The organism is Rhodovastum atsumiense, from assembly GCF_937425535.1.
GTDB lineage: Bacteria > Pseudomonadota > Alphaproteobacteria > Acetobacterales > Acetobacteraceae > Rhodovastum > Rhodovastum atsumiense.
Genome location: NZ_OW485601.1, coordinates 3,341,761 through 3,367,316, shown reverse-complemented (window position 1 = coordinate 3,367,316; position 25,556 = coordinate 3,341,761). Strand labels below are relative to the sequence as shown.

General features: G+C 68.1%; 16 protein-coding genes. 9 read left to right on the top strand and 7 right to left on the bottom strand.

Annotation, left to right across the window (positions count from 1 at the left end):
• Positions 1-2: 2 nt before the first annotated feature.
• Both NBY65_RS15355 and NBY65_RS15350 read right to left on the bottom strand, forming a co-directional pair.
• On the bottom strand, positions 3-788 hold the full coding sequence (locus NBY65_RS15355) for an SGNH/GDSL hydrolase family protein (protein WP_150039160.1): 786 nt from the start codon (positions 786-788) through the stop codon (positions 3-5).
• On the bottom strand, positions 785-2,038 hold the full coding sequence (locus tag NBY65_RS15350) for an OpgC family protein (protein WP_162530387.1): 1,254 nt from the start codon (positions 2,036-2,038) through the stop codon (positions 785-787). Before NBY65_RS15350 ends, NBY65_RS15355 begins: the two co-directional genes overlap by 4 nt.
• A gap of 240 nt (positions 2,039-2,278) precedes the next feature.
• On the opposite strand from NBY65_RS15350, the gene NBY65_RS15345 reads away from it, so the two are divergent.
• On the top strand, positions 2,279-3,157 hold the full coding sequence (locus tag NBY65_RS15345) for an alpha/beta hydrolase (protein ID WP_162530386.1): 879 nt from the start codon (positions 2,279-2,281) through the stop codon (positions 3,155-3,157).
• 478 nt (positions 3,158-3,635) lie between these two features.
• Complete coding sequence (locus NBY65_RS15340; protein ID WP_250265680.1) at positions 3,636-4,448, top strand: IS5 family transposase; 813 nt, start codon at positions 3,636-3,638, stop codon at positions 4,446-4,448.
• 16 nt (positions 4,449-4,464) lie between these two features.
• On the opposite strand, the gene NBY65_RS15335 is transcribed toward NBY65_RS15340, so the two are convergent.
• The gene (locus NBY65_RS15335; protein ID WP_250265679.1) at positions 4,465-12,030 is read right to left on the bottom strand and encodes an Ig-like domain-containing protein; all 7,566 of its coding nucleotides are present in this window, start codon (positions 12,028-12,030) and stop codon (positions 4,465-4,467) included.
• A 164-nt stretch (positions 12,031-12,194) separates the two neighbouring features.
• Complete coding sequence (locus NBY65_RS15330) at positions 12,195-13,433, bottom strand: autotransporter strand-loop-strand O-heptosyltransferase (RefSeq protein WP_239003030.1); 1,239 nt, start codon at positions 13,431-13,433, stop codon at positions 12,195-12,197.
• A gap of 429 nt (positions 13,434-13,862) precedes the next feature.
• On the opposite strand from NBY65_RS15330, the gene NBY65_RS15325 reads away from it, so the two are divergent.
• Positions 13,863-14,240, top strand: a complete 378-nt coding sequence (locus NBY65_RS15325) for a hypothetical protein (protein WP_150043688.1) — start codon at positions 13,863-13,865, stop codon at positions 14,238-14,240.
• Between the two features lie 20 nt (positions 14,241-14,260).
• Here the strand turns inward: NBY65_RS15325 and NBY65_RS15320 are convergent, their stop codons facing one another.
• The 3 genes from NBY65_RS15320 to NBY65_RS15310 all read right to left on the bottom strand — a co-directional run bounded on the left by NBY65_RS15320 (position 14,261) and on the right by NBY65_RS15310 (position 19,511).
• The gene (locus NBY65_RS15320) at positions 14,261-16,807 is read right to left on the bottom strand and encodes a spermine/spermidine synthase domain-containing protein (RefSeq protein ID WP_162530783.1); all 2,547 of its coding nucleotides are present in this window, start codon (positions 16,805-16,807) and stop codon (positions 14,261-14,263) included.
• Positions 16,808-16,856: 49 nt separating this feature from the next.
• Positions 16,857-17,216 (bottom strand): hypothetical protein, encoded by a 360-nt coding sequence (locus NBY65_RS15315; protein WP_150043692.1) that lies wholly within the window; start codon positions 17,214-17,216, stop codon positions 16,857-16,859.
• A 102-nt stretch (positions 17,217-17,318) separates the two neighbouring features.
• Complete coding sequence (locus NBY65_RS15310; RefSeq protein WP_150043694.1) at positions 17,319-19,511, bottom strand: CehA/McbA family metallohydrolase domain-containing protein; 2,193 nt, start codon at positions 19,509-19,511, stop codon at positions 17,319-17,321.
• A gap of 152 nt (positions 19,512-19,663) precedes the next feature.
• Here NBY65_RS15310 and NBY65_RS15305 point away from each other — a divergent pair, with 152 nt between their 5' ends.
• Genes NBY65_RS15305 through NBY65_RS15280 form a run of 6 tightly spaced genes read left to right on the top strand, consistent with a single transcriptional unit; the run spans position 19,664 to position 25,555 of the window.
• Positions 19,664-20,428 (top strand): peptidyl-prolyl cis-trans isomerase, encoded by a 765-nt coding sequence (locus NBY65_RS15305; RefSeq protein ID WP_203330648.1) that lies wholly within the window; start codon positions 19,664-19,666, stop codon positions 20,426-20,428.
• Positions 20,425-21,408, top strand: coding sequence for a HupE/UreJ family protein (locus NBY65_RS15300; protein WP_150043696.1), 984 nt, complete (start codon positions 20,425-20,427; stop codon positions 21,406-21,408). Before NBY65_RS15305 ends, NBY65_RS15300 begins: the two co-directional genes overlap by 4 nt.
• Before the next feature lie 21 nt (positions 21,409-21,429).
• The gene (locus NBY65_RS15295) at positions 21,430-22,038 is read left to right on the top strand and encodes a HupE/UreJ family protein (RefSeq protein ID WP_150043698.1); all 609 of its coding nucleotides are present in this window, start codon (positions 21,430-21,432) and stop codon (positions 22,036-22,038) included.
• Positions 22,035-22,649: a HupE/UreJ family protein gene (locus NBY65_RS15290; RefSeq protein ID WP_150043700.1), complete on the top strand. Its 615-nt coding sequence runs from the start codon at positions 22,035-22,037 to the stop codon at positions 22,647-22,649. Before NBY65_RS15295 ends, NBY65_RS15290 begins: the two co-directional genes overlap by 4 nt.
• Complete coding sequence (locus tag NBY65_RS15285) at positions 22,650-24,344, top strand: GspE/PulE family protein (RefSeq protein WP_150043702.1); 1,695 nt, start codon at positions 22,650-22,652, stop codon at positions 24,342-24,344. It abuts the gene before it with no gap.
• A complete protein-coding gene (locus tag NBY65_RS15280; protein ID WP_150043764.1) occupies positions 24,344-25,555 on the top strand; it encodes a type II secretion system F family protein in 1,212 nt (403 codons plus the stop codon). Before NBY65_RS15285 ends, NBY65_RS15280 begins: the two co-directional genes overlap by 1 nt.
• The last annotated feature ends 1 nt before the right edge of the window (position 25,556 follow it).

Genomic DNA, 25,556 nt, shown 5'->3' with positions numbered 1-25,556 from the left:
GGCTACGGCGTGTCCTCGTGGGTCAACGCCGGCAGGATCGCCTCGGCCAGGGCCGCGGCAAGGCAATCGAACACCTGCCGCGCCACCTGCACCCGCCGCCCGGGCTCCGTGACATCCAGGTCGAGCAGGCCGGAATTGCTCCAGGACCGCATCAATTCGTAGCGGTCCAGCACCGGCACGTCATTCGATGCGCCGCTGCGACGCACCGCCTCGCGATAGGGGGCCAGGTCGACGATGCGGGAGATGCTCGGGGCGAATTGCGGATCGACCAGGATCAGGTCGGCGCCGGTGGCCCGGATGAGGGCGATCCCGGCGCTGATGTCATCGGCGAGGTCCAGCGGATCGGTGCCGAGACCGGCCTCCACCGTGCCGGCATTCCAGATCACCAGCCGCGCCCCGGTGCCGGCGAGGTCGGCATCCAGGCTCCGCACCACCGCCGCCGCCGTCCGGTGCGGCGCCGCACGCGTCACCACGCTGACGTCCACCCCGGGCAGGGCCTGCCGCAGCCGCGCCTGCAACCGGGCCGGATAGCTGTACTCGGGGCCCTGCGCGGCCTTGCCCAGCGTCGAACCGTCGCCAAGCGCAAGGACCACCAGCCGATGGTCCCGCCGTACCGCCGCACGCGCCGCCGGCAGGACGATGCCAGAGAGCCCGATTTCGTCCGGAACGGGGCAGGCGGTGGACGCGGCGGAGGCCGGATCGGCGGGCACGGCCGGCAACGGCGTGGCCGGCAGCAGCAAGGCCGGAAGCACCATAGCCCGTGCCAGCCACAGGCCGGGCCCGCTCATGCCGCCCCCCCTGCCGGTGGCGGCCGGGGCCGCACCGGCAGGCGGCCGCCGCCGGAATACCAGGAGAGCAGCAGGCCGAAGCCGATCAGCGCCACGATCCCCGCCAGGTTCACCAGGATCTGCAGCCCCAGCCGGCCGCCGAACATGGTCAGCACCATGTTGCCGAGCACCGAGAGCAGGATGCTCAGGCAGAACACATAGAGCGATTGCTGCCCGCACAGGACCAGCAGCCAACCCGGGCGTGAGATCATGAAACGGCTGTCGCGCGGCACCAGCATGGCGACCAGATAAGCCAGCGCCAGCATGCTGATCAATCGCAACGGTGGCAGCGGCGTCTTGTCCACCGCCCAGAGCGGCAGGACCAGGAATCCCGTGGGGGCGCCCAGGATCGCATGCAGCATCGTCGCCATCTGCACGACGCCGCCCACGACCAGGAATCCCGCGGCGGCCGGCAGCAGCCATCGCGGCCAGCGCACCGGCTCCTGGCCCAGCGCCCGCCGGAAGCCGAAGGTCGCGGCGATGACGAACAGGAACTGCCAGGCCAGCGGGTTGAAATACCATTCCCGGGCCTCCGGATAGCCCGGCAGGTTCACATCCCACACCTGCACCACCGCCCACAGCGCGGCCGAGGGCAGCAATGCCAGCAGCGGATGCGCGCGCAGCGCCACCAGCACCAGCGGAAAGGCCGCCAGCAGCGCGATGTACAGCGGCAGGATGTTCAGGAAGGAAGGCTGCAACTGCAGCAGCAGCACCCGCAGGATCGCCTCCTCCGGCTGGTCCAGATAGGCACCGATCCCCAGTTCCTCGGCGAACAGGGGATTGTTGAAATGCTGTAACGTGAAGGAAACCTGCGCATTGAACAGCATGAACATGCACAGATGCGCGACATAGAGCTGCCAGGTGCGCCGCCAGACATGCGCCCCGGCCATCAGCGCGCCCTCGCGCATCAGCGCCCGGCCATACACCAGGGCCGCGGTGTAGCCGGAGATGAAGATGAAGACCTCCGCCGCGTCGGACAGCGCGAAGGACCGCAGGGTGAAATAGCTTGGGATGTTGTCGGGGATGTGGTCCATGAAGATGAAGACCAGCGCCAGCCCGCGGAAGAAATCGAGCCGGTAGTCCCGCTCGCCGGAGCCGCGCCGGGACGCGCCGGCGGGCGCCGGGTCAGCCCGGCCGCCCCCTGACCTCCCCTGCCCTTCCCGGGCAGGACGGACCCGGCCGTCGCCGGGGGAACGGGCAAATCGTGTCATCCGGATCACGCTGTCCGACTGATCATGGCACATCGCATCGAAGGCTTGCGGCAGCGGGCCGCATCCGTCACGTTACAGAGGCTGTTGGCATCGCCGTATCGGACGGATGCCGCGTCATTCCGGCGGAACGATGTCGCATCTCCCGCCGGCCCCAACGGGAGGCCTTGGTTGAGGCAAGGGGCTGTCTGCGCCGCGCGTTCACGCCGTCCGATCATTCGCAATGGCCTTCGGCGCGGCGGCATGGCACTGCTCATCCTGCTGTCCCTGGTCGCCGCCGCACGCGCCGGCAGCGTCGTGACGGAACGGTTCACCTCGGCCACGCTCGGTCGGGAATGGGCATACAACGTCTATCTTCCGACCGGTTACGAAACCAGCCGCCTCTCTTATCCGGTACTCTATCTGCTGCATGGCGCCAACCAGGACGAGCAGGAATGGGTCACGCAGGGGCAGGTCGGCCGCATCGCCGATGCCATGATCGCCACGGGCAGGATTCCACCATGCCTGATCGTGATGCCATACGCACGGGGAAGCTGGTACCTCGACCGCGGGGAACGGGTCGAGACCGCCCTGGTTGAGGATCTGCTCACGCGCATCGCCGCCCGTTTCCGCACCATCGCCGCGCGCGAGGGACGCGCAATCGCGGGCGAGTCCATGGGCGGGTACGGCGCGCTGCGCTTCGTGCTGAAATATCCCGATCGCTTCGCCGCGGCGGCGCTGCTCAGCCCCGCCATCTATGTTCCCGAACCGCCCCTGCAGTCCGCCAGCCGCAAGGCGGCCGTGTTCCAGCGCGCGGGCGCCTTCGATCCGACGCTCTGGCAGAATTTCAACTATCCCTCCCTGATCACCACCTATGCCGCCCGCAACCTCTCGGTGCCGCTGTTCATCGCCGCGGGCGCCGAGGACGAGTTGCACATCGCCCGCCACGCCGCCACCCTGTTCAGGCTCTGGCGCGAGCATGACTGGCCGGCCAGCCTGCATATCCTGCCCGGGCATCATGATTTCGTGCTATGGCGGGAATTGCTGCCACAAGCGCTGGACTTCGTCTTCCAGCGGTTGAGCCGGCCGGTCCTGCCCGCCGGCGACGGACCTGTCCCGACGCAGCACATGGCGGGGCGCTGAACCGGCCGGACGCCCCCCGCCGGTGTCTGTCCGGGGAGGGTTTGAATTCCATGAACGGCCTGACATCTTGCGGGGCTTTGGGCGAAGGAAAGCCGGGCGCGGCGTGGCCGTAGCCGGCCGCGACATGCAAGCAACCTGACCAACCAGGAATTGGCCCTTGTGGTCCCTCTGATCCTGCCTGGCAGGCAGGACGGTGCCAAATATCCGATTGTCCTGTGAATTTGCGGGAATAGCGTCAACAGGCCGATGGACATCGTCGCCACCGGCTGCCGGTGGCGGGCGATCCCGAAGGACCTGCCGCCAGGCGGCACACCGCACGACTATCTCCGCCGGGCCCGGCGCCGGAGCACATCCACCGTGCCCTGACCCGGCGGGTCCGCCTCAGAGGCTGTCTCTGAACGGATGCGGAATGGGGGTTGGATGGCCGGGTTAGGTATGATTCCAACAGGTTGTCGAGACCGAGTTGGATGGACACCTGATGTGGACCCCGACCACCCGCGCCCAACATAGACGCGATGGCCTGCGCTTCGCCAGCGACACCACCGATGCCGAGTGGGCCGTGCTGAGGCCGCTATTGCCGCCCCCTTCACCACGGGGCCGCACACCGGAATGGCCGCTGCGCGACATTATAGATGCGGTCTTCTACGTGCTCCGCGGCGGCATTCCGTGGCGGATGCTGCCGCCTTGCTTCCCGCCGCACCAGACGGTCTATGGCTGGTTTGCCCGCTGGCGCGACCGGGGCGTGTTTGAGGTGATCAACCACCACCTCGTCATGGCCGACCGTGAGCGTGCCGGTCGCGAGGCCAGCCCTTCGGCGGCAGTGATTGACAGCCAGAGCGTCAAGACCACCGAGGCAGGTGGCCCGCGCGGCTACGACGCAGGCAAGAAGATCAACGGGCGCAAGCGCCACCTTCTGGTGGACACTGATGGACGCCCGCTGGTCGGCCAAGTAACCCCGGCCAGCGTGCAGGACCGCGACGGCGCACCGCCTGTGCTCAAGGCGTCGCGCGCCAGCTTCCCGTTCATCGAGCGTGTCTTTGCCGATGCCGCCTACGCCGCCGAGCGTGTGGCTGCCGCGACGTGCATCGCCATCGAGATCGTCCGCAAGCCCGCCGGTCAGGTCGGCTTCGCCGTTCACCCAAGGCGCTGGGTGGTTGAAAGGTGCTTCGCGTGGCTCGGCCGAAACCGCCGTCTCGCCCGAGACTTCGAGGCCACCATCGCCTCGGCTACCGCCTTCCTCTACGCCGCCTCCGTCATGCTCCTCACCCGGCGGCTCGCTCGTTCCGCATGAGTTCAGAGACAGACTCTCAGACCGCCTGCCAATGCGCGGGCAGGGTACCGAACGCCCTCGCCTCGACGGCAACGCCGCCTTGCAGGCGCCATTCCGCGACCACGCCGGAACCATGACTGAACAGGAGATCTGCGGTGCCGTCGGCATCGTAGTCACCGATGCCGGCAAAGCTCCAGCCTTCGGCATACTGGCCGATCGCACCCGCAGCGGTGACGATACCGCCCTGCACCTGCCAGAACGCCACGGTGCCGCTGCTGTGCGTGAACACCAGGTCGGCAGTACCGTCACCGGTGACGTCACCAGCCGCCACGAACTGCCACCCCTCGGCCATCAAGCCAAGGCTCGAGCCGGTGATGGCAACACCATCCTTCACCGCCCAGGCCGCGACGTTGCCATCTGCGTTGGTGAAGACCAGGTCGTCGGTGCCGTCGGCATCGAGATCCGTGGCCGCCGCCAGTTTCCAGTTCGCATCGGTATGGCCCACCGTGGTGACCGCACGGACGTGGCCATCCTGCATCTCCCAGGCGGTGATCTCGCCGGTGCCACTCTGCAGCAGGATGTCCTGCACGCCGTCGCCGTCGATATCGCCGATGGCGGCCACGCTGGTGCCGGTGCCCGGCATACCGAGCGCATGCGTCACGACGACCGCTCCGTCACGCATCTCCCACACCGACAGACTGCCGTCCGCCCGCTTGGCCAGGACATCGGCGGTGCCATCGCCATTGAAGTCACCGGTTGCCAGGAAGCCCCAACCATCCGCATTGCTGCCGATATAGGACGGCGTCGCCGCGAACGTGCCGTTCACCAGCGGCCACAGGGCGATGCCGCCATCGGCGTCGGTCGCCAGGACATCCGACCTGCCATCACCATCGACATCCTGCGGTACCGCGGATTGCAACACGACATCGAGTGTGGCCGAACCGGTGTTGCCAGCAGCGTCGGTTTCAGTCGCGGTCAGTCTGTAGCTGCCATTGGCAAGGACCGGCGTGAAGCTCCACCGCCCTTGTGCATCCGCAGTGGCAGTACCCAGCACGGTGTCACCGTTGCGGAGGGTGACAGTCGCGCCCGCTGTCGCCGTGCCGGTCAGGGCCCGGTTGCTGGTGACCCCATCCGTCGCCGAGCTGCCGGTATCATGCACCAACCCCAAAGTGACGGTCGGGGCTGTTGCATCCAGCGTGAAAGCCAGCGTGGCCGCACCGGTATTGCCACTGGCATCCGTTTCCGTGACGGTCAGGGCATAGCTGCCATCGGCCAGCACCGGCGTGAAACTCCATCGCCCCGCTGCATCGGCCGTGGTGCTGCCCAGCACGGTGCTGCCATTGCGCACGACGACAGTGCCTCCTGCCGTCGCGGTTCCGGTCAGGGTCGCGTTGTTGGTCAGTCCGTCCGTCGCGGAAGCACCGGTGTCGTTGGCCAGCGCCACCGTCACCACTGGCGGCGTGCTGTCCACCCATGTCACTGTCACCTTGAGGCTACCATCATAGTCACTGGCGAGCGCGAAGGTGAGATAGCCGGCATTCCCTGACGGATTCCACAGGGTGATGGTTTCGGCAACGCCGTTGGCCACGGCGCTGAGCACCTGCGTCTTGACATCGTAGCTGACGGTAACGTTTGCGGAATAGGCGAGATCGTCGAAATCAATGATCCCGCCGGAGTAGATGGAAGTTTCGCTGAGATTGGCCCCCGAGACGATCTCGAGCACGCCGCCACGGGCGATCGTGCTACCGATGGCAACACCGCCGCCGCCCACGCTCTCGACGCCCCCCAGGGCCACCGTGGTCCCGACCGCGCGTCCATCCGCCCAGACAGTGAGCGTGCCACCATCACGCACCGTGGTGCCGTTCAGCGTGCCGCCCCAGTAGGCCGCCGCCATGCCACCCTCGGTCACCGTGGCGCCCACCGCCGTGCCGGCATCCGAGACATCCAGCACGCCGCCGCTGCCCACCAGGGTGCCGCTCGCCGTGCCGCCCGCCTCCACGATCTGGCTGCCACCGCTCAGCGTGGTGCCGGTCGCCACGCCGCCCTCGACCCATTCGGTGCCACCGTCGCTGACGCTGGTGCCGCTGGTGCGGCCACCCGAAAGCACCCAGGCCTCACCACCGACCAACACACTGACGTCCGCGCTGCCGCCACTGGACACCACCAGCGACCCGCCTGCCGACACCGTGGTATCCGCTGCCGTGCCGTCCTGCTCCACCGTGACGCCACCACCAGAGGTCACCGCGGTGTTGCTGAGGCTGCCGCCATCACGCACCCAGGCCGCGCCGCCATCGTTCACCGTGCTGCCGCTGGCCACGCCCCCCGACGACACCACCAGCGTGCCGCCCAGGTTCACCGTGGTGTCGCTCAGCGTGCCATCCGAGAAAGCCGAGACGACACCGCCATTCGCCACCGTCGTGCCGCGCAGCGAGCCGCCCCAGTAAGCTGCCGCCACACCACCATCGGTCACCGCGGCGCCCACCGCCGTGCCAGCATCCGAGACATCCAGCACGCCGCCACTGCCCACCAGGGTGCCGCTCGCCGTGCCACCCGCCTCGACGATCTGGCTGCCGCCGCTCAGCGTGGTGCCGGTTGCCACGCCGCCCGCAACCCATTCGGTGCCGCCGTCGCTGACGCTGGTGCCGCTGGTGCGGCCACCCGAGAGCACCCAGGCCTCGCCCCCCACCAGCACGCTGCCGTCCGCACTGCCGCCACTGGACACCACCAGCGAGCCACTCGCCGACACTGTCGTGCCCAGCGCCGTGCCGTCCTGCTCCACCGTGACGCCGCCACCAGAGGTGACCGCGGTGTCGCTGAGGCTGCCGCCATCACGCACCCAGGCCGCGCCACCATCGTTCACCGTGCTGCCGCTGGCCACACCCCCCGACGACACCACCAGCGTGCCGCCCAGGTTCACCGTGGTGTCGCTCAGCGTGCCATCCGAGAAAGCCGAGACGACACCGCCATTCGCCACCGTCGTGCCGCGCAGCGAGCCGCCCCAGTAGGAAGCCGCCGTGCCACCCTCGGTCACCGCGGCGCCCACCGCCGTGCTGGCATCCGAGACATCCAGCACGCCGCCGCTACCCACCAGGGTGCCGCTCGCCGTGCCACCTGCCTCCACGATCTGGCTGCCGCCGCTCAGCGTGGTACCGGTCGCCACACCGCCCGCAACCCATTCGGTGCCGCCGTCGCTGACGCTGGTGCCGCTGGTGCGGCCACCCGAGAGCACCCAGGCCTCGCCCCCCACCAGCACGCTGCCGTCCGCGCTGCCGCCGGATACTACCAGCGAGCCACCGGCCGACACCGTCGTGCCCAGTGCCGTGCCGTCCTGCTCCACCGTGACGCCGCCACCAGAGGTCACCGCGGTGTCGCTGAGGCTGCCGCCATCACGCACCCAGGCCGCGCCACCATCGTTCACCGTGCTGCCGCTGGCCACACCCCCCGACGACACCACCAGCGTGCCGCCCAGGTTCACCGTGCTACCGTTCAGCGTGCCGTCCGAGAAAGCCGAGACGACACCGCTATTCGCCACCGTCGTGCCGCGCAGCGAGCCGCCCCAGTAGGAAGCCGCCGTGCCACCGTCGGTCACCGCGGCGCCCACCGCCGTGCCGGCATCCGAGACATCCAGCACGCCGCCGCTGCCCACCAGGGTGCCGCTCGCCGTGCCGCCTGCCTCCACGATCTGGCTGCCGCCGCTCAGCGTGGTGCCGATCGCCAGGCCACCCGCAACCCATTCGGTGCCGCCGTCGCTGACGTTGGTGCCGCTGGTGCGGCCACCCGAGAGCACCCAGGCCTCGCCCCCCACCAGCACGCTGCCGTCCGCGCTGCCGCCACTGGACACCACCAGCGAGCCACCGGCCGACACCGTCGTGCCCAGCGCCGTGCCGTCCTGCTCCACCATGACGCCGCCACCAGAGGTCACCACGGTGTCGCTGAGGCTGCCGCCATCACGCACCCAGGCCGCGCCGCCATCGTTCACCGTGCTGCCGCTGGCCACGCCCCCCGACGACACCACCAGCGTGCCGCCCAGGTTCACCGTGGTGTCGCTCAGCGTGCCGTCCGAGAAAGCCGAGACGACACCGCCATTCGCCACCGTCGTGCCGCGCAGCGAGCCGCCCCAGTAGGAAGCCGCCGTGCCACCGTCGGTCACCGCGGCGCCCACCGCCGTGCCGGCATCCGAGACATCCAGCACGCCGCCGCTGCCCACCAGGGTGCCGCTCGCCGTGCCGCCTGCCTCCACGATCTGGCTGCCGCCGCTCAGCGTGGTGCCGATCGCCAGGCCACCCGCAACCCATTCGGTGCCGCCGTCGCTGACGTTGGTGCCGCTGGTGCGGCCACCCGAGAGCACCCAGGCCTCGCCCCCCACCAGCACGCTGCCGTCCGCGCTGCCGCCACTGGACACCACCAGCGAGCCACCGGCCGACACCGTCGTGCCCAGCGCCGTGCCGTCCTGCTCCACCATGACGCCGCCACCAGAGGTCACCACGGTGTCGCTGAGGCTGCCGCCATCACGCACCCAGGCCGCGCCGCCATCGTTCACCGTGCTGCCGCTGGCCACGCCCCCCGACGACACCACCAGCGTGCCGCCCAGGTTCACCGTGGTGTCGCTCAGCGTGCCGTCCGAGAAAGCCGAGACGACACCGCCATTCGCCACCGTCGTGCCGCGCAGCGAGCCGCCCCAGTAGGAAGCCGCCGTGCCACCGTCGGTCACCGCGGCGCCCACCGCCGTGCCGGCATCCGAGACATCCAGCACGCCGCCGCTGCCCACCAGGGTGCCGCTCGCCGTGCCGCCTGCCTCCACGATCTGGCTGCCGCCGCTCAGCGTGGTGCCGATCGCCAGGCCACCCGCAACCCATTCGGTGCCGCCGTCGCTGACGTTGGTGCCGCTGGTGCGGCCACCCGAGAGCACCCAGGCCTCGCCCCCCACCAGCACGCTGCCGTCCGCGCTGCCGCCACTGGACACCACCAGCGAGCCACCGGCCGACACCGTCGTGCCCAGCGCCGTGCCGTCCTGCTCCACCATGACGCCGCCACCAGAGGTCACCACGGTGTCGCTGAGGCTGCCGCCATCACGCACCCAGGCCGCGCCGCCATCGTTCACCGTGCTGCCGCTGGCCACGCCCCCCGACGACACCACCAGCGTGCCGCCCAGGTTCACCGTGGTGTCGCTCAGCGTGCCGTCCGAGAAAGCCGAGACGACACCGCCATTCGCCACCGTCGTGCCGCGCAGCGAGCCGCCCCAGTAGGAAGCCGCCGTGCCACCGTCGGTCACCGCGGCGCCCACCGCCGTGCCGGCATCCGAGACATCCAGCACGCCGCCGCTGCCCACGAGGGTGCCGCTCGCCGTGCCGCCCGCCTCCACGATCTGGCTGCCGTCGCTCAGCGTGGTGCCGATCGCCACGCCGCCCGCAACCCATTCGGTGCCGCCGTCGCTGACGTTGGTGCCGCTGGTGCGGCCACCCGAGAGCACCCAGGCCTCGCCCCCCACCAGCACGCTGCCGTCCGCGCTGCCGCCACTGGACACCACCAGCGAGCCACCGGCCGACACCGTCGTGCCCAGCGCCGTGCCGTCCTGCTCCACCATGACGCCGCCACCAGAGGTCACCACGGTGTCGCTGAGGCTGCCGCCATCACGCACCCAGGCCGCACCGCCATCGTTTACCGTGCTGCCGCTGGCCACGCCCCCCGACGACACCACCAGCGTGCCGCCCAGGTTCACCGTGCTACCGTTCAGCGTGCCGTCCGAGAAAGCCGAGACGACACCGCCATTCGCCACCGTCGTGCCGTTCAGCGTGCCGCCCCAGTAGGAAGCCGCCGTGCCACCGTCGGTCACCGCGGCGCCCACCGCCGTGCCGGCATCCGAGACATCCAGCACGCCGCCGCTACCCACCAGGGTGCCGCTCGCCGTGCCACCCGCCTCCACGATCTGGCTGCCACCGCTCAGCGTGGTGCCGGTCGCCACACCGCCCGCAACCCATTCGGTGCCGCCGTCGCTGACGCTGGTGCCGTTGGTGCGGCCACCCGAGAGCACCCAGGCTTCGCCCCCCACCAGCACGCTGCCGTCCGCGCTGCCGCCACTGGACACCACCAGCGACCCGCCCGCCGACACCGTCGTATCGGAAACAGCAACCCCGTCCACGGACAACGTGCCGCTCACGGTGATCGCTCCGGTAACCGATGCACCACTCACAATCTCAAGAATCGCATCGGCGGCGATCGTCACCCCACTGACATAGCTCTGCGCCCCGATCAGGCTCCAGTCACCCCTTTCCACATTGAGCGACTCGAAACTGGTGACGTTTGCAAGGGTGCCCGTGCCCGAGCCGGAAAGGTTGATGACGTCATTGCCATCGCCGCCATCGATCGTACCGCCGACAGTGGAGCCGGTCCCGGCATTGAACGTGTCGTTGCCTTCCCCAAGCGAGACGGCTCCGGAAATGGTGCCGGTATTGGTCAGCACATCGTCGCCACCAGCCAGCGCAACACCACCGATGATCGAACCGGAGTTGGTCAGCGTGTCCCCGAAGGTGCCAACGATGGAGATCGCCTCCCCATTCCCTCCCTCGATAGTCCCGGCATTGGTGATGGTGGTTGCCCCATAGGCACCGCCCCCATTGCTGTCGTCCACGGTGATCGCACGCTGGGTGCTGACGATGAGTCCACCGCTCGCGTTGGTGATGGTGCCGCCACCGATGGTGATGGCTTCGGACAGGGTGCCTGAATCGGAGCTGACGCCCGCAGCTCGGATGGTCCCCGAATTGATCACCGTTGCCAGGTAATCCACGTCAATGCCGTCACCGTCACGGCTGCCGCTGGCGGTTCCCTCGATGAGGCCGCCTGGCGCGTTCTCGATCACCGCGACGCCCGAGGTGGTGTCGAGATTGATGCCGGACCCGAGCTGCCCCTGGATCGTCCCGGAATTGGTCACGGAAATGGCCGTCTTTGCGGTGATGCCATGCCGGGCGCCGATAATGCTGCCCGTTGCCTCGTTGGTCACCGTGCCGCTGCCGGTGTCCTGGAAGTCGATACCGTCGCTCGAGGTATTTCCATTCTCGGCCAGCGCAGTCACCGTGCCCGCGTTGATGATCCGGGTATTGGCACCAGGACGGATCGCATCGGCGTCAGCGGCGCTGATCACGCCGCCCTCCTGGTTGCGAATAACGATCGTCGTGCTGGTGCTGGTGATTGCCGTCAGATCGATGGCTTGGCCACTCGAGGCCGGGCTGGCCACGTTTTTTCCGGCCGCATCGATATCCGCGGAAACGATCGACCCGGAATTGTCGATCTCAATCGTACCTGATGTAAAATTATTTTTGACGCGAATGGCATCGTCACTGCTCGCCAGCCGCCCAGCACCTTCCACCACGACAGAGATCTGGCTTCCCGAAGCAAGAGTGCCGCTCGCGTCGATCCCACGGCCACCGGATGCCAGCACCTCGCCACCAATGTCCACCGTGGTGAGACCACTCCCTCCCTTCCACGCCACCGCCGCAGCACCGGACGTGGCAAGCGTGCCGCCATTTTCGACAATGAGGCCATCACCTCCGACAAGGCTAACCCCCTCGGTGCGGGTCTCATCCGACGAGATCGTGGTCGTTGTCATGGCGGGGCCTTCTGCATGGACTGGGTTCGGGTAGGCTCGCGTAGCGCGGAATGAATGAGTCGTTTATGAAAAATTGACGATTTCAGAATCGATTTTAGAAAGGAACAGTCGCGTGGATACCAAAGTGATCCGCTGAGCGGCTTGCCGCCGATGGCACTGCGTCATCAGGCGTCGCAGATGCGGCCCAAACCGGGAATCCGGCGAATGGCGTTCTTCACCTGGGTCGCCGTGATGAGCCGGGTGCATTCGAACTGGCGGCTCGTGCCGGCATGACGGGGACACCAGAGGAAATCGGAATGATCGAAGCGATGACGCGGATCGTTCCAGCAACTGTTGCAGCCGTGGTAGTTGATCACGCGATAGGGCGTCGTGAACTCGTTGTGCGGATGGGTGAAGCCGCTGATCATCACCACCTTGGTGCCGACCGCCCAGGCCAGCCAGGACAGGCCGCTCGACAGGCCAATGAAGAATGCGGCGTGGCGCAGCCATCGAACCCGCTCGGCCAGGGGCCGGTCACCGGTCTGGTCCTCAGCCCCGTGCGGGATATGATTCCAGATCAGGCCATGCCCGTGCACCGGCTGCCGGTCGATGCAGATCACGCGATAGCCATGCGCTTTCAGGAAGGCGATGACGTCCCGCCATCCACCCGGATTATTCCAGTACTTGCATTGCGTCGTGCTCTGCGTGGCGATGCAGACATAAGGCCCATCGATCGGTGGTCCCTCATCGGGCAGGCCGATTTGCGGCGGCTCCTCCTGTGGATCCACGCCGAGGATACCCGCCGCGGTGCGATGCAACCCCACCAGCCGAAAATCGGCGGGCTGCCAGACATGGTCGACATCATCGAAAAACAGGCCAATCGAATAGGTTGCGTAGAAACGCTCGGCCCGCACCTCCGCGTGCGTCACAAAGGCGATTCCTGGATAGGCATCCCGAAACAACGGGATCAGCGCTCCGGCCATGGCGATGGTCAGGCGGCAGCCGTGCAGGTGCTGGAACCTGACCGCGTAAGGCAACCAGCCAATCGTATCACCCAGTGTGCCGACCGGTAGCTGGACCAGAACGTCACGCTCCGCCGCGTCATAGTCGTGCTCAAGGACCGGTTCCCGGTCCTTCCAGATCTCAACACGAAACCGGACGAAGTGGCGCTTGGTGCTATTGACAAGCGCCTCCTTCGAATCCGCCTCAAACAGGATGTTGCCGGTTTCGCCGTCAGACAGACGCACACGCCACTGACCAGGTGGCAGAGCAATACGCGCACCAAAATTGAAATCGAAGCGAATGCCGCAGGGGCCGACCTGGGTGGGCTGCATCGCCGGTGACGGATAGGCTGGGGGTCGAGCTGTGGCAGCTTCTGCCGGCAGTGCCGCCGGTCGCGATGAATCGCAGACAGAGACAGGCATCTCCGCGGATGTAGCAACGTCTTCCGACATGCTTCCCATGCATGAATTTTTGCCAGTCGTTCGTGCTGACGGCGGTTGGTCCGGATAGCTCAGGCCATATTGATGGTCAAACGTCCGAGTCGTTGGTTTATGTTAAACTTTTGTGCCACTGCCATTTCATTTTTGATTTGCACTATCTTGTAAGTACGCCTTTACCCTCCTCAAGGGTGCCACGCATCCGCATCGCTGGCGGTACCCCCTTGAACAAGGGTAGCCTGCATCATCCTGACCTGCTGCGATCAATGATCAAAGGCTGAACCGATGTCCAAGTGCGCGAAGGATGCCGATCGGCCGGCCGGATGCCCTCAGACAAGGCCTGGAGAATCGCGGATCGTCTCCAGGCGGACTCTCTCATGGTGGCAAAATCGCAAAGCCCGGATCGGCTTCGTCATGGTGACGGCAACCGTCATCGCTGCCATCTCCTCGACCGGTTGCGCGAAGGCCCAGACCGCCCCGGCGGCAGCAGCGGGCGTGACACCACCGCCCCGGCTTGCAGGCATTCTGATCTGGCCCGGAGAACGTCGGGCCATCTTCGACGTCGATGGCGAGTCGGTCGTCCTGGGTCCCGGCGAGCGACTTGCCGGCTACACCATCGAGCAGATCACAGCGCAGGCGGTGACACTCGTCACTGCAAGGGACAGATGGATCCTGCGGCCGAATCACGGCGCGACGCCGCCCCCCCCGTCTTCACTGCTGCCGCCCGGGGCCGATCCGGCAAGAACCACGTTTGGCCTGGTGCTGAACCCCGAGGCGACCCCGCCCGACTGACAGCCGCCCCCTCCTCGCCCCTACCGCGACAGATCCTCCAGCAGCAGACGTGCTTCCGGCCGCCCCGGCCCCGCCGTCGCCAGTTCCACCAACAGCCGCGTTCCCGCACCACGGTCATGGTCCAGCAATTCGCGGCTCATGGCCAGGAGCGGCCGGTACGCCGGATCGAAATCGGGGCTGATCCGGACGATATCGAGCAATCCGGGTGCCGCCGCCTCCAGCAACGCCCGCCCCTGCAAGCCCGGGCCAAGCCCGCCCCCCAGCACCAGGAATCGGTCGCGCGCGCGCCAATAGGCGACAAGCCGCTGCCGCCGCGCCGCCTCGGCCGGGTCCGCGGTCACGGGATCGGTCAGCACGGACCGCAGCGAGGGTCGCACCTCCTGCAGCACGCTCAACAGCCGCTCGGCCGAAGGCGCCGCCAGCACCCGCACATTGCGCAGGGCATCGAACGTCACCACCGGATGGTCATCGGTGTTGAGGGGACCGCTGTCCGCGAAACCTGCAAGGGCATCGGCATCGCCCACGTACAGGCCCAGCACGTCGAACGCACGCTCCAGGCCCGCCGGCCGCAATGCCTGGGCGATCGCGGGATCCCCCAGCCGGTCGGCCAGCCGGACCGGATCCACCCGCTGCGCCCCTGCCCCGCCCACCAAGGCCAGCAAGGGTGTCGGCAGGCCGTAATGCGCGAGCCAGGCCCCGCCTTGCGGGTACACCGCGAGAAAGGTGCGGATGATCGTTCGCAGTGACGGCAGGTCGAGTTGATGGAGCGGCAGCCATTGCCAGAACACCCCGCCTTCGGCCAGGCGTGCCCGTACCGCCGCAAAGTGTTCGCGGGTATAGAGCGCCCCCGATCCGTCCAGGGCGGGATGGAACAGGTCCGCGACGATCACATCCCACCGTTGCGGGCTTGCGCGCACGAAGCGACGCGCATCCGCAAGCGTGATCGGCGCCCCGGTCCGCTCGCCAGGATCTGTGCGATCGACGAAATAGGCCAACAGGTCGCGCACTTCCGGCGCGAGCTCCACGCCCTCGGCCCCGACTCCGGGAAAGCGGGCGGCACCAGCCAGGGTGGCACCGGTACCGACCCCGAGGAAGAGCGCCCGGCGCGGCGCCGGGTGCAACACCAGCGGCACTTGCGCCTGTCGCCAGTCCGACATCCGCGAACTGGTTCCGCCCATGCGGAAATGCCCGTTGACTTCAAGATACCGCGTGCCGTCGCCGCCCTCCACCACACTCGCCGTCGTGGTCGGGCCTTCGCGCAAGGCCAGCAGCCGCGTCCCCTCCGGCAGTTGCACCGCCGCGGGGCGCGCCAGCAGCAGGCCCAGGGCGCCGATGACCGGCAGCGACGCGGCAGGCCAGACACGTCGGTTCGTGTCACCTGGCAGCAACAGCAGATACGCCAGCGCCAACAGCACCAGCGCGGGAACCGACCCGAGCGCGGGAATGAGCACCAGGGCAGCGACCGGCGGTCCCAGTGCAGCGCCGATCGCGTTCAGGCCCAGCGCGTGGCCGATGCTGCCCCGGCAGTCCCGCACTTCCTGCGCCAGGGCGGCGAACAAGGCGCCCATCGCCAGGGTCGGCGGGAAGAACAACACCAGCGCCACCACGATCTCGGTCAGCAGGCCAGACCTGCCGGCGAGCCCCCCGGTGATGCGCGGCAGCAGCGGTATCGCCGCGATGCTGCCCAGGCATCCCACCGCCACCGCCACCGGCAGCACAGCGCGCAGCGCCACCGCCACGCCACGGCGCTGCGCCGCCGCCCAGGCACTGCCACCGGCAGCCGTTCCCAGCAGATAGGCCGCGAGCAGGCAGGCGAAGGTAAAGACCGTGTCCTGCAGGAACTGGCTGGCCACCCGCACCATGACAGCCTCGATAGCCACGCCGCACAGACCAGTGGCCAGCAAGGCGGCCTGCAACCGCCGCGGAATCCACATGGCGCCGAACGCCTGGACCATCGCGGGGCCAAGGTACCTTCCCGCGCCCAGGGCCGCCACCAGGCAAAGCGCGTTCACCCCGGCCATGGCCAGCAGCGTGCCGGAATAGCCGAGCAACGGCGCCACGGCGAAGATGCTGCCGACCGCCCCCAGCACCGCCCCCGCGGTGTTGCTGCCGTAGAGCCCGGCCACCGCCCGCGTGTCCCGGGCGTGGCGGGACGCCGCGACCTCGAGCGCAGTCAGCGTGCCCCCCATCGCCATGGTAGCCGGCAGCAGCACCAGCAGCGGCACCAGGAACGCCACGCCCCAGAGGATCGCAGCCGCAGGGGCAGGCCCGAGCAGCGCGGGAAGCTCGCGGCCGATCGCGGGGACCAGCCAGACGCTGGCAACCGCCCAGAGGCCGATCACCGCTTCCAATGCCGCATAGATGAACAATGGACGACGGGATCGCCGGATCGCCCCGTCGAGCAGGACGCCCCCTGCCGCCAGCCCGCCGAAGAACGCAGCCACAACCCCGAGCACCGCCAGCATCTCCTGGCCGAGCACGGTGGCAAACATGCGTGTCCAGACCAGTTCGTAGCCAAGACCGGCAATGCCGGACGCAAAGGCCAGGGCGCGCAGAAGCATCGGCATTCGCTGCGTCATCGACGGAACTGCGGCGGGATTGCCCGGAGATCGGGGATCATTTTGACGTCTGCCTGTCGCTCATCGCCTCCTGTGCGGGCAGCACCGGTGGCGGGGCCTCGGACTCCGGCAGCCCGAGCCGTTCACCGGGCGCCAGTGTGAAAGGCTGGGTCTCGATGATGCGCTCCGCTTCCTCGAGATGCTCGCGGCATTCCTCTTCCCCCTCCATAGCCTCGATCCGGGCCTGCTGGAGATGATAGAGAGCGAAGCGTCGGGACAGTTCGTTGGTCATGGCTGTCGCCGTGACCTGTGCGTGGTCGACGTCCACGAGGCAATCGGCATGGGACAGCCGGACCGTGATGCCCAGCATAAGAGCCGTTGCGGCGATCGCCGCGGCGCTGCGGAGTGCGTCTGGCATGAAAATGGGTCGTCTCGTCATGAGTGGGAAGGCGGCCCCCACAAGGCGATGACCGGCAGGGCTCGCACCCTGCCGGCCACCGCAGGTGATTGCGGAGCCGGGTTACTTCGAAGCGGTTGCCAGGCTCTTCGCCAGATCCGCGGCCACCTCGACCGGCAGCTTGGGCTGCGTAGCCAGGCGGACGAAGATCGGGTTGGCATAGAACCACAGCGACGACCAGCCACGAACGTCGTTGTCCACAACCTTCTGACCGGAGCCGGAGGCCGAGGTCGGCAGGTGCGCCGGGCAGGCGGCATCGGCGCAGATGATCTCCTGCGTCGCCTTCTCGGCATTGGTGCCGCTGCGATTGTCGGCCATGGGGTTACCCTGGCTGTCGGTCGCGTTCGGCACGCCCTGCGGCAGGTTGGTGCCGCGGGCACGCAGGAAGAAGGCCTGCTGCACGTTCGGGATGGTGAAGGTGATCACCCGACGCGTGCCGACCGACTGCCAGTTGGTCTTGTCAAAGGTCTTGTAGAGTGCCGCCGCGGTGCTGATCGGGGTCGGCGCCTTCTGCGGATTCCACGACGTGGTGCCGGGGGCCGCGTTCACCGGCAGCGTGTACGCCGGATCGGTCGGCGCCACCAGCCCGGTGATGTTGCCCTTGATGAAGTCGACATGGTCAAGTACCGGCGCATTCAGCGGCTGCTGGATACCGACCTGGGCCAGGATCGGGTTGTTGAAGGTGTACGGGCTGTTGTTCTTGCCCGGCACCAGCACGCGCATCTCGACCTTGACGGTGTCGCCGGGGTTCACCACCAGCGTCTCGCCCATGGTCTTGCAGACGCTGCCGACGCAGGCACGGTAGGTGAAATCCGGCCCGATCAGGTCACCGAAGACGTTGAACGAATTGCCAGAACGCAGGCCATCGACCACCGACTGCGCGCGGAAGCTGCTGGTGTTGGGGATGTAGTTGCGTTCATACTCGCCCGGATAGAAATCCGCGGTGCTGTAGCGATCCGTCGGCCCGAAGATGCCGCGGCTATGGTAATCCGAGCTGCCGAAGTAGAACCAGTTGCGGCCCTCCGCCAGCATCGCATCCCACACGTTGCCGATCTGGGCGACGTAGATGCCGCGACCACCGAACGTGCCGTTGCCGACGGCGCCGGAGCCATAGGAGCCGCGGCTGCTTTCAGCCTGGTGCCCCGGGCCGTCGAAGCCGAAGGCGACCGTCGGGCCGGCGTTGTTCAAGTCACGGAAGTGCTCGATGTTGTAGCCGTTGGATCCGTTCGGATTGAACATTCCCTGACGCTCGACATGCGTCGGGCTCATGTACGCTCCCAGCGGATAGTTCGCCTGCATCCAGGCAACGCCTGCCACCGTCTTGCCGTGACCGGCCGTGCCGCTGTTCGTGGTGATCTTGCCCGGCCAGGCCTGCACGCCATTGACGGTGTCGCCCTGGGTGTCGCTGTCCGAGCGATCAAACAGGAATTCGTACTGCGCCATGGCGTTGGCATTGCCGGTTCCGCTGGCCGGGAACTGGCCGGCCAGGACCGCCGTATCGGCATGCTCGTGGCCCGGAACATTCTGCTCCAGGCCGTTGATGATCACTTTCCTGTAGTATTTGCTGCGCTCGATGATGATCGGGTAGTCGATCTCCTGGATCTGCTGCCAGCGCCACATGCCCTGGTGGCCGCTGCTGGTCGCCGCATCACCCTTGATCTTGTTGATCGTGATGCCGCGGATCGACTGGCCGATGCTCTGGTCAAGATAGTGCGTCTTGCCATCGCCGCTGGCACGCGGGCTGCCGGCCGGACCACCGCTGCCCGGCAGGTCGCCGATATCCGGGTCGTTGAACCGGCAGTCACGCACCGCCAGACCGCCATGGTTGGCATGGACGAACCAGTCGAGCCCCCAGGTGCCAACCGACTTGTCGAGCAGCCACTGCACCGAGACCGAGCCGTCCATGCAAGTGGTGTGGTTGTGGAAGTCGCCGGCCACATAAGGCACCTGCGTCGGGGTCTTGGTGGACACCCAGTCCTGCGCCGCCGCAGGGCCGCTGAAGCCTGCAGCTATGGATGCGGCGCCGCCAAGAAGAACGGCAAGTCTCGTAGGAAGCGGCATTGATCCCTCTTCGCGATAAAGGCGTTGACAAGGTCTGCTACCACGACGAATGGTTCCGATCGCTCTTGTGACATATTCGAAACCGTGAACTTTCAGTGACGGATAGCCATACCGGATGACAACGGACGGCTTCTCGCGCCATTGACCGGTGGCGCACAGGGTTTGCCCCGGGCGTGGATGCCTGGACCCGGCCATCCTTTGCAACCTCATCGCGGTATTCGGCCCTTATGTTGAACGACTCTGCTTCCCGCTCCGATCCGCCGCAGCCACCCGGCCCGGCAGCACACGCCGGAGGGCTTCGCAGAACCGCCGCCACTGCCTGGCACCAGCTTCGCCGCGAGCCGCTGGTGCATTTCACCCTGATCGCCGGCCTGATCTTCGGTGTGAATGCCTGGTTGCATCCCCCCTCTGAGAGCGACCGGGTGATTACGGTGACGGCCGACCTGCAGCGTCAGATCCGCGAGCAGTGGGACGAGGACCGCGAGCGCCATCCGACACCTGAACAGGTGCAGCAGATGGTTGACCTGTGGGTTGCCTCCGAGGTGCTTTATCGCGAAGGCAAGACCATGGGACTGGATCGGGGCGACGAAATGATTCGTACCCGCGTGGCCCACAAGCTGCAGATCATGATCTTCGGCGACGTCCGGGTGTCCAGCCCGACGGAGTCGCAGATCCGCGAATGGTATGCGCAGAACCGCTGGCGTTACGACACGCCGGAGAAAGTGAGTTTCTACCTCGCCCCGGCGGCGTCCGAGGCAGAGGCCAATCGCTTCCTTACGGAGATGGAAGCCGGCAAGGAACCAGAGGAGCTTCAGCAATCCGCCCGCGCCTTCATCGGCCGTCCCAGCCAAAGCATCGCCGTCAGTCTTGGCCAGCCTTTCCTGGACCGCCTGCTCGCCCTGCCGCACGGACAGTGGCACGCCATCCAGTCAAAGGAAGGCTGGCATGTCGCCCGGCTGGACGAGGTGGTACCGGCCGTGATCGTGCCAATCGAAAGCGTGCTGAGCCAGGCGATCGAGCAGTGGAAGACCGACGAAACACGCCGGCAGGCACTGGAAGCTCTGGCACGACTGCGCTCCAAGTACACGATCCGCTACGAGCCGGCGGCATGAGCTGCTTCCGCTCGTTGCGTGACCTGCGGCTGCTGCTTGCCGTCATTCTGGCGTTGCTTGCCCTGCCGGCCACGGCGCACGAAGCCTCGATGGGGGTCTATGAGCTGCGGGAACTGCAGCCGAACACGTACATGGGCAGTTGGGTCCAGACCCCGAACGACATGGCGACGCGGATGCGCCCCACCTTCCCGCCGCAATGCCACTTCAATGATCCGATTCTCGAATGCACGGCACCTGGCCTGGTCGGTCCGGTCACGCTCGACAATCTCGGCTTCAACATGTCCGCGGTGATGTTCCGCATCGTTCCCCGTGCAGGTCCGGAGCAGAGCTACACCCTGACCGCCGGCAATCCCTCGGTGACGGTGCTGGGCAACGAGGCGCCGGGACTGCATGTCTGGATCAACCTCGCGAGCACCTATATCAGCCTCGGCATCGACCACATCCTGCTCGGGATCGACCATCTGCTGTTCGTGCTCGGCCTGATGTGGCTCGTCCCGGGCGGCTGGCGCCTGGCGAAGACGATCACCGCCTTTACCGTTGGCCACAGTATCTCGCTCGCCGCCGCGACCTTCGGCCTGATCGGCGTGCCGGAGAAGCCGCTGAACGCGGTGATCGCACTCAGCATCGCCTTCGTCGGCGTGGAGATCGTCCGGCTGTACCGGGGCGAGCCGGGGCTGACCGTGCGCTGCCCCTGGGCGGTTTCACTTGGCTTCGGCATCGTCCATGGCATCGGCTTCGCCGGGGCGCTGATCACGCTGGGGATCCAGCGCAACCTGATGCCGGCTGCGCTGCTGGGCTTTAACATCGGCGTGGAAATTGGCCAGCTTGCCTTCGTCCTGCTGGTGCTGGGGCTGTTCTGGGCGCATCGCACCCTCACCGCTATCTTGCCGAGGCGGGCCGACGCGCTGCCCGGCTATGCGATCGGTGTCGTGGCGATGTTCTGGTTCATCGGCCGCATGGCCATCCTGGTGACGTCCTAGGCCTGAAGGAGATTCTTTCCAATGACCTCGATCCGTTCCGCCTCCCTCTGGCCTGCCGTCGTGGCGATGACGCTGCTGGCGTTTCCGGCTGCCGCCCACGAACAGATTGGTGTCGCCGGTGGACTGTCGAGCGGCCTGCTGCACCCCCTGACGGGGCTTGACCATCTGGTGGCCATGGTTGCCGTCGGCATCTGGGGCGCGCAGCTTGGCAATCCGGCGATCTGGGTGCTGCCCATCACTTTCCCGCTGGTCATGGCCGTGGGCGGTGTGCTGGGTGTGCTCGGCGTGCCGCTGCCGCTGACCGAAGTGGTGGTCGCCGCGTCAGGCATCGCGCTGGGCGGCGCCGTGGCGCTCAGCCTGCGTACGCCGTTGTGGCTTGCCGGCCTGGTTGTCGGTGCCTTCGCGATCTTCCACGGCCATGCGCACGGGATGGAGCTGCCGCATGCCGCCAATCCGTTCGCGTATGGACTCGGCTTCGTGGTCGCAACGGGCTGTCTGCACCTGTGCGGCATCCTGATCGGCGTGGCCCTGCGCTGGCCCTTCGGTGCGCGCCTCATCCGCGGCGTGGGCATGGCGATCGCCGTGGTCGGCTGCTTCTTCCTCTACAGCAGCCTGGTGGGTGAAGGGTGAAACATCCGCTGCTTCTGGGCGCAGCCGCGATCGCAGGACTGACGATCGCCGCCACCCCGGCACAGGCCCATATCGTCGCCACACGCCTGGGGGACTTCTACACTGGCGGCCTGCATCCGCTGACCGGCGTGGAAGACGTGGTGCAGTGGCTGGCCCTGGGGCTGGTGGCGGGGCAGCAGGATGTCCGGCGGGCGCGCTGGATGGTGCCGGTCTTCCCGCTGGCGCTGCTGGCCGGCATCATCGGTGCACGGCTGTTGCACCTGCCGGCCATGCCCGAGGCGATTGATGCCGCCACGATGCTGGTTCTGGGATGCCTGCTGGCGGTGGCGAAGCCGTTGAACCTGCCGGTGCTGCTGGGGCTCACGGCGATCGTGGGCCTGTTGCGCGGGGCGTCGAACGCCTCCGGCATCGGCCCTGACACCGATGCGGTGCTGTTCGTGTCGGGGCTGGTGCTGACCGGCTACGCCGTGGTCACGCTGATCGCCGCCGCCGCCACATCCCTGCTGCGCGGCGTCGCCGCGACCTGGCCAGCCGTTGCCGTGCGCGCCTGCGGCAGTTGGATTGCTGCGGTCGGCCTGATGCTGGGCGGCTACGCCCTGGCCGCGCACTAAGTGGCAGCCGCTGTCCAGGCCTCGACCGCCTCGGCCGATCTCGCCGCGCTGCTGCTGCGGCGCGGCTGCTGCGACGCCCGGGCGGTCGAGCGCGGCCGCCGTGTCGCCGCCGAGACCGGGCAGCGGCTCGATGTCGTGCTGCAGCAGCTCGGCCTGGTCGGCGAGCGCGACATGGCCGCCGCCTTCGCCGAATTGCTGCAGACCGGTGTGGTCCTGTCCTCCGATTATCCCGCGGCGCTGCCGCAGGAAGCCGTGGCAATCGCGCCGCGCTTCCTGCGCAGCGCCCGCGCCCTGCCGCTTGCGGTCGAGCACGGGCGACTGGTGGTGGCGCTGGCCGATCCGCTCGACACCTTCACCGCCGATGCGATCGCCGCCGCCGCCGGGCTGCCGGTCCGAATCGCCGTCGCCGTACCGATCGAGCTGGAAGCGGCCCTGGACCGCCTCTGTCCCGTCGAGACCGACACAGCGCCGGCCGAGGCCGAATCCACCCCGTTGGAAGACGACGCCGAGCGCCTGAAGGACCTGGCCAGCGAGGCGCCGGTGATCCGGCTGGTCAACCAGATCATCGCCCGCGCGGTGGAGACCCAGGCCTCCGACATCCACATCGAACCCTTCGAGGACGCCCTCCGCATTCGCTACCGCTACGACGGCGTGTTGCACGAGGCTGAAACCCATCCGCCGCGCCTGGCCGCGGCCATCATCTCGCGCATCAAGATCATGGCACGGCTCGACATCGCCGAGCGCCGCCTGCCGCAGGACGGCCGCATCCGCCTCGCGGTGCGCGGGCAGGACGTGGACTTCCGCATCTCCACGGTTGCCACGATGCATGGCGAAACCGTGGTGCTGCGCGTGCTCGACCGCAGCGCGGTCACGTTCGACTATGCCGGACTCGGCCTCGACGAGGCCGTGGTGGCGCGACTGTCGCAGGCGCTGCACCTGCCCAACGGCATCGTGCTGGTCACCGGCCCCACCGGCAGTGGCAAGACCACCACGCTCTATACCGGCCTGCTGTCGCTGAACTCGGTGGTGCGCAAGGTGGTGACCATCGAGGACCCGATCGAATACCAGTTGCGCGGCATCAACCAGATCCAGGTCAAACCCCAGATCGGCCTGACCTTCGCCAGCCTGCTGCGCTCGATCCTGCGCCAGGACCCGGACGTGATCATGGTGGGCGAGATCCGCGACCTGGAAACCGCCGAGATCGCGGTGCAGGCGGCGCTGACCGGCCATCTGGTGCTCTCCACCCTGCACACCAACTCCGCCGCGTCCAGCATCACCCGCCTGCGCGACATGGGGCTGGAGGATTACCTGATCACCGCGGTGCTGCGCGGCGTGCTGGCACAGCGTCTGCTGCGCCGCCTCTGCCCCGATTGCCGCCGGCCAGCCGAGGTACCGCCCGAGCTGGTGCAGCGCTTCAACCTTGCGGCCACAACGGACCGGCCGGTGCTGTGGCATGCCGTCGGCTGCCCCCGGTGCCGCGGCACCGGCTATCGCGGTCGTCTCGCCATCGCCGAATTCCTCGAGCCCAACGAGGAGATCGCGCACCTGGTGTTCACCCGTGCCGACCACGTCGCGATCGAGCGCGCTGCGGTGGCCGCCGGCATGACCACCATGTTCCAGGCCGGGCTGGCGGCGGCGCTGGCCGGCACCACCACGATCGAGGAAGTGGTTCGCAGCATCCGCGCCGAGGCGTGATGGGGACCTGGCGCTACACCGCGATCGACCGTGCCGGCCGCAGCATCACCGGAACGCTGGACGCCGCCGACGAGGCCGAGGTAGCACGGCTGCTGCGCCGCCAGGGCGCGGTGCCGGTGCAGCTTGCCACCGTCCGGGCACGCCGGACCTGGACGCTGGAATCCGGCGGCGCCGAAGTGCTGACCCGCAAGGAGCAGACGGCCTTCCTGCGGGAACTCGCGACCATGCTGGGCGCGGGCCAGGACCTCGACCGCGCGCTGAGCTTCCTGGTCGATACCGCCGCGGCCGCGCGCACCCGTCGCATCACCACGGCCTTGCGCGATGCGGTGCGTGGCGGTGCGGCCCTGGCGGCGGCGATGGCCCTGCAGCCCCGCAGCTTCCCGCGCCTGACGATCGGGCTGGTGCGCGCCGGCGAGGCCGGTGGCACGCTGGCGCCCACGCTGGAGCGGCTGGCAACGTTGATGGAACGCGAGCGCAGCCTGGCTGCCACGGTGCAATCCGCCCTGATCTATCCGGCACTGCTGCTGGTCGCCGCCATCGGCGCGATCGCCCTGTTGCTGACCCAGGTGCTGCCGCAATTCGTGCCGCTGTTCGAGCAGAACGGCGCGCAGTTGCCCGATTCCACCCGCTTCCTGATCGCAGCCGGCGATGCGGTCGCGGCGTACGGACCAGCGACGCTGCTCGGACTGGCCCTGCTGCTGGTGATCGCCTGCCAGTTGCTCCGCCGCCCCGCCCCCCGGCTTGCCTTCGACCGGCTGCGCCTGCACCTGCCGGTGCTCGGGACACTGGGACGCGAGGTGATGGCGGCGCGGCTGTGCCGCACCCTGGGCACGCTGTTGCAGAATGGCGTCGCACTGGTCCCGGCCCTGGCCATCGCCCGCGAGGTGCTGGGCAACGAAGCCGGCACGGCCGGGCTCGACCGCGCCACGCTGGCGGCCCGCGGCGGCGCGGGGCTGGCCGGCCCTCTCGAACAGGCCGGGCTGTTTCCGCCGCGCACCATCCATCTGCTGCGCCTGGGCGAGGAAACCGCGCAACTCGGCACCATGGCCCTGCGCGCCGCCGAGATCCATGAAGAGCAGGTACGGCTCGCGACCCAGCGCCTGGTCTCGCTGCTGACCCCGGCGATCACCATCGTCATGGGCGCGGTGATCGCCGGCATCGTGTCGTCGCTGCTGCTCGCCATGCTCAGCCTCAACGACCTGGCGCAATAAC

Coding starts and splice junctions, on each gene's coding strand:
- NBY65_RS15355 (WP_150039160.1), bottom strand. CDS start 788: ATGAGCGGGCCCGGCCTGTGGCTGGCACGGGCTATGGTGCTTCCGGCC.
- NBY65_RS15350 (WP_162530387.1), bottom strand. CDS start 2,038: ATGACACGATTTGCCCGTTCCCCCGGCGACGGCCGGGTCCGTCCTGCC.
- NBY65_RS15345 (WP_162530386.1), top strand. CDS start 2,279: ATGGCACTGCTCATCCTGCTGTCCCTGGTCGCCGCCGCACGCGCCGGC.
- NBY65_RS15340 (WP_250265680.1), top strand. CDS start 3,636: ATGTGGACCCCGACCACCCGCGCCCAACATAGACGCGATGGCCTGCGC.
- NBY65_RS15335 (WP_250265679.1), bottom strand. CDS start 12,030: ATGACAACGACCACGATCTCGTCGGATGAGACCCGCACCGAGGGGGTT.
- NBY65_RS15330 (WP_239003030.1), bottom strand. CDS start 13,433: ATGCCTGTCTCTGTCTGCGATTCATCGCGACCGGCGGCACTGCCGGCA.
- NBY65_RS15325 (WP_150043688.1), top strand. CDS start 13,863: ATGGTGACGGCAACCGTCATCGCTGCCATCTCCTCGACCGGTTGCGCG.
- NBY65_RS15320 (WP_162530783.1), bottom strand. CDS start 16,807: ATGCCGATGCTTCTGCGCGCCCTGGCCTTTGCGTCCGGCATTGCCGGT.
- NBY65_RS15315 (WP_150043692.1), bottom strand. CDS start 17,216: ATGCCAGACGCACTCCGCAGCGCCGCGGCGATCGCCGCAACGGCTCTT.
- NBY65_RS15310 (WP_150043694.1), bottom strand. CDS start 19,511: ATGGCCGGGTCCAGGCATCCACGCCCGGGGCAAACCCTGTGCGCCACC.
- NBY65_RS15300 (WP_150043696.1), top strand. CDS start 20,425: ATGAGCTGCTTCCGCTCGTTGCGTGACCTGCGGCTGCTGCTTGCCGTC.
- NBY65_RS15295 (WP_150043698.1), top strand. CDS start 21,430: ATGACCTCGATCCGTTCCGCCTCCCTCTGGCCTGCCGTCGTGGCGATG.
- NBY65_RS15280 (WP_150043764.1), top strand. CDS start 24,344: ATGGGGACCTGGCGCTACACCGCGATCGACCGTGCCGGCCGCAGCATC.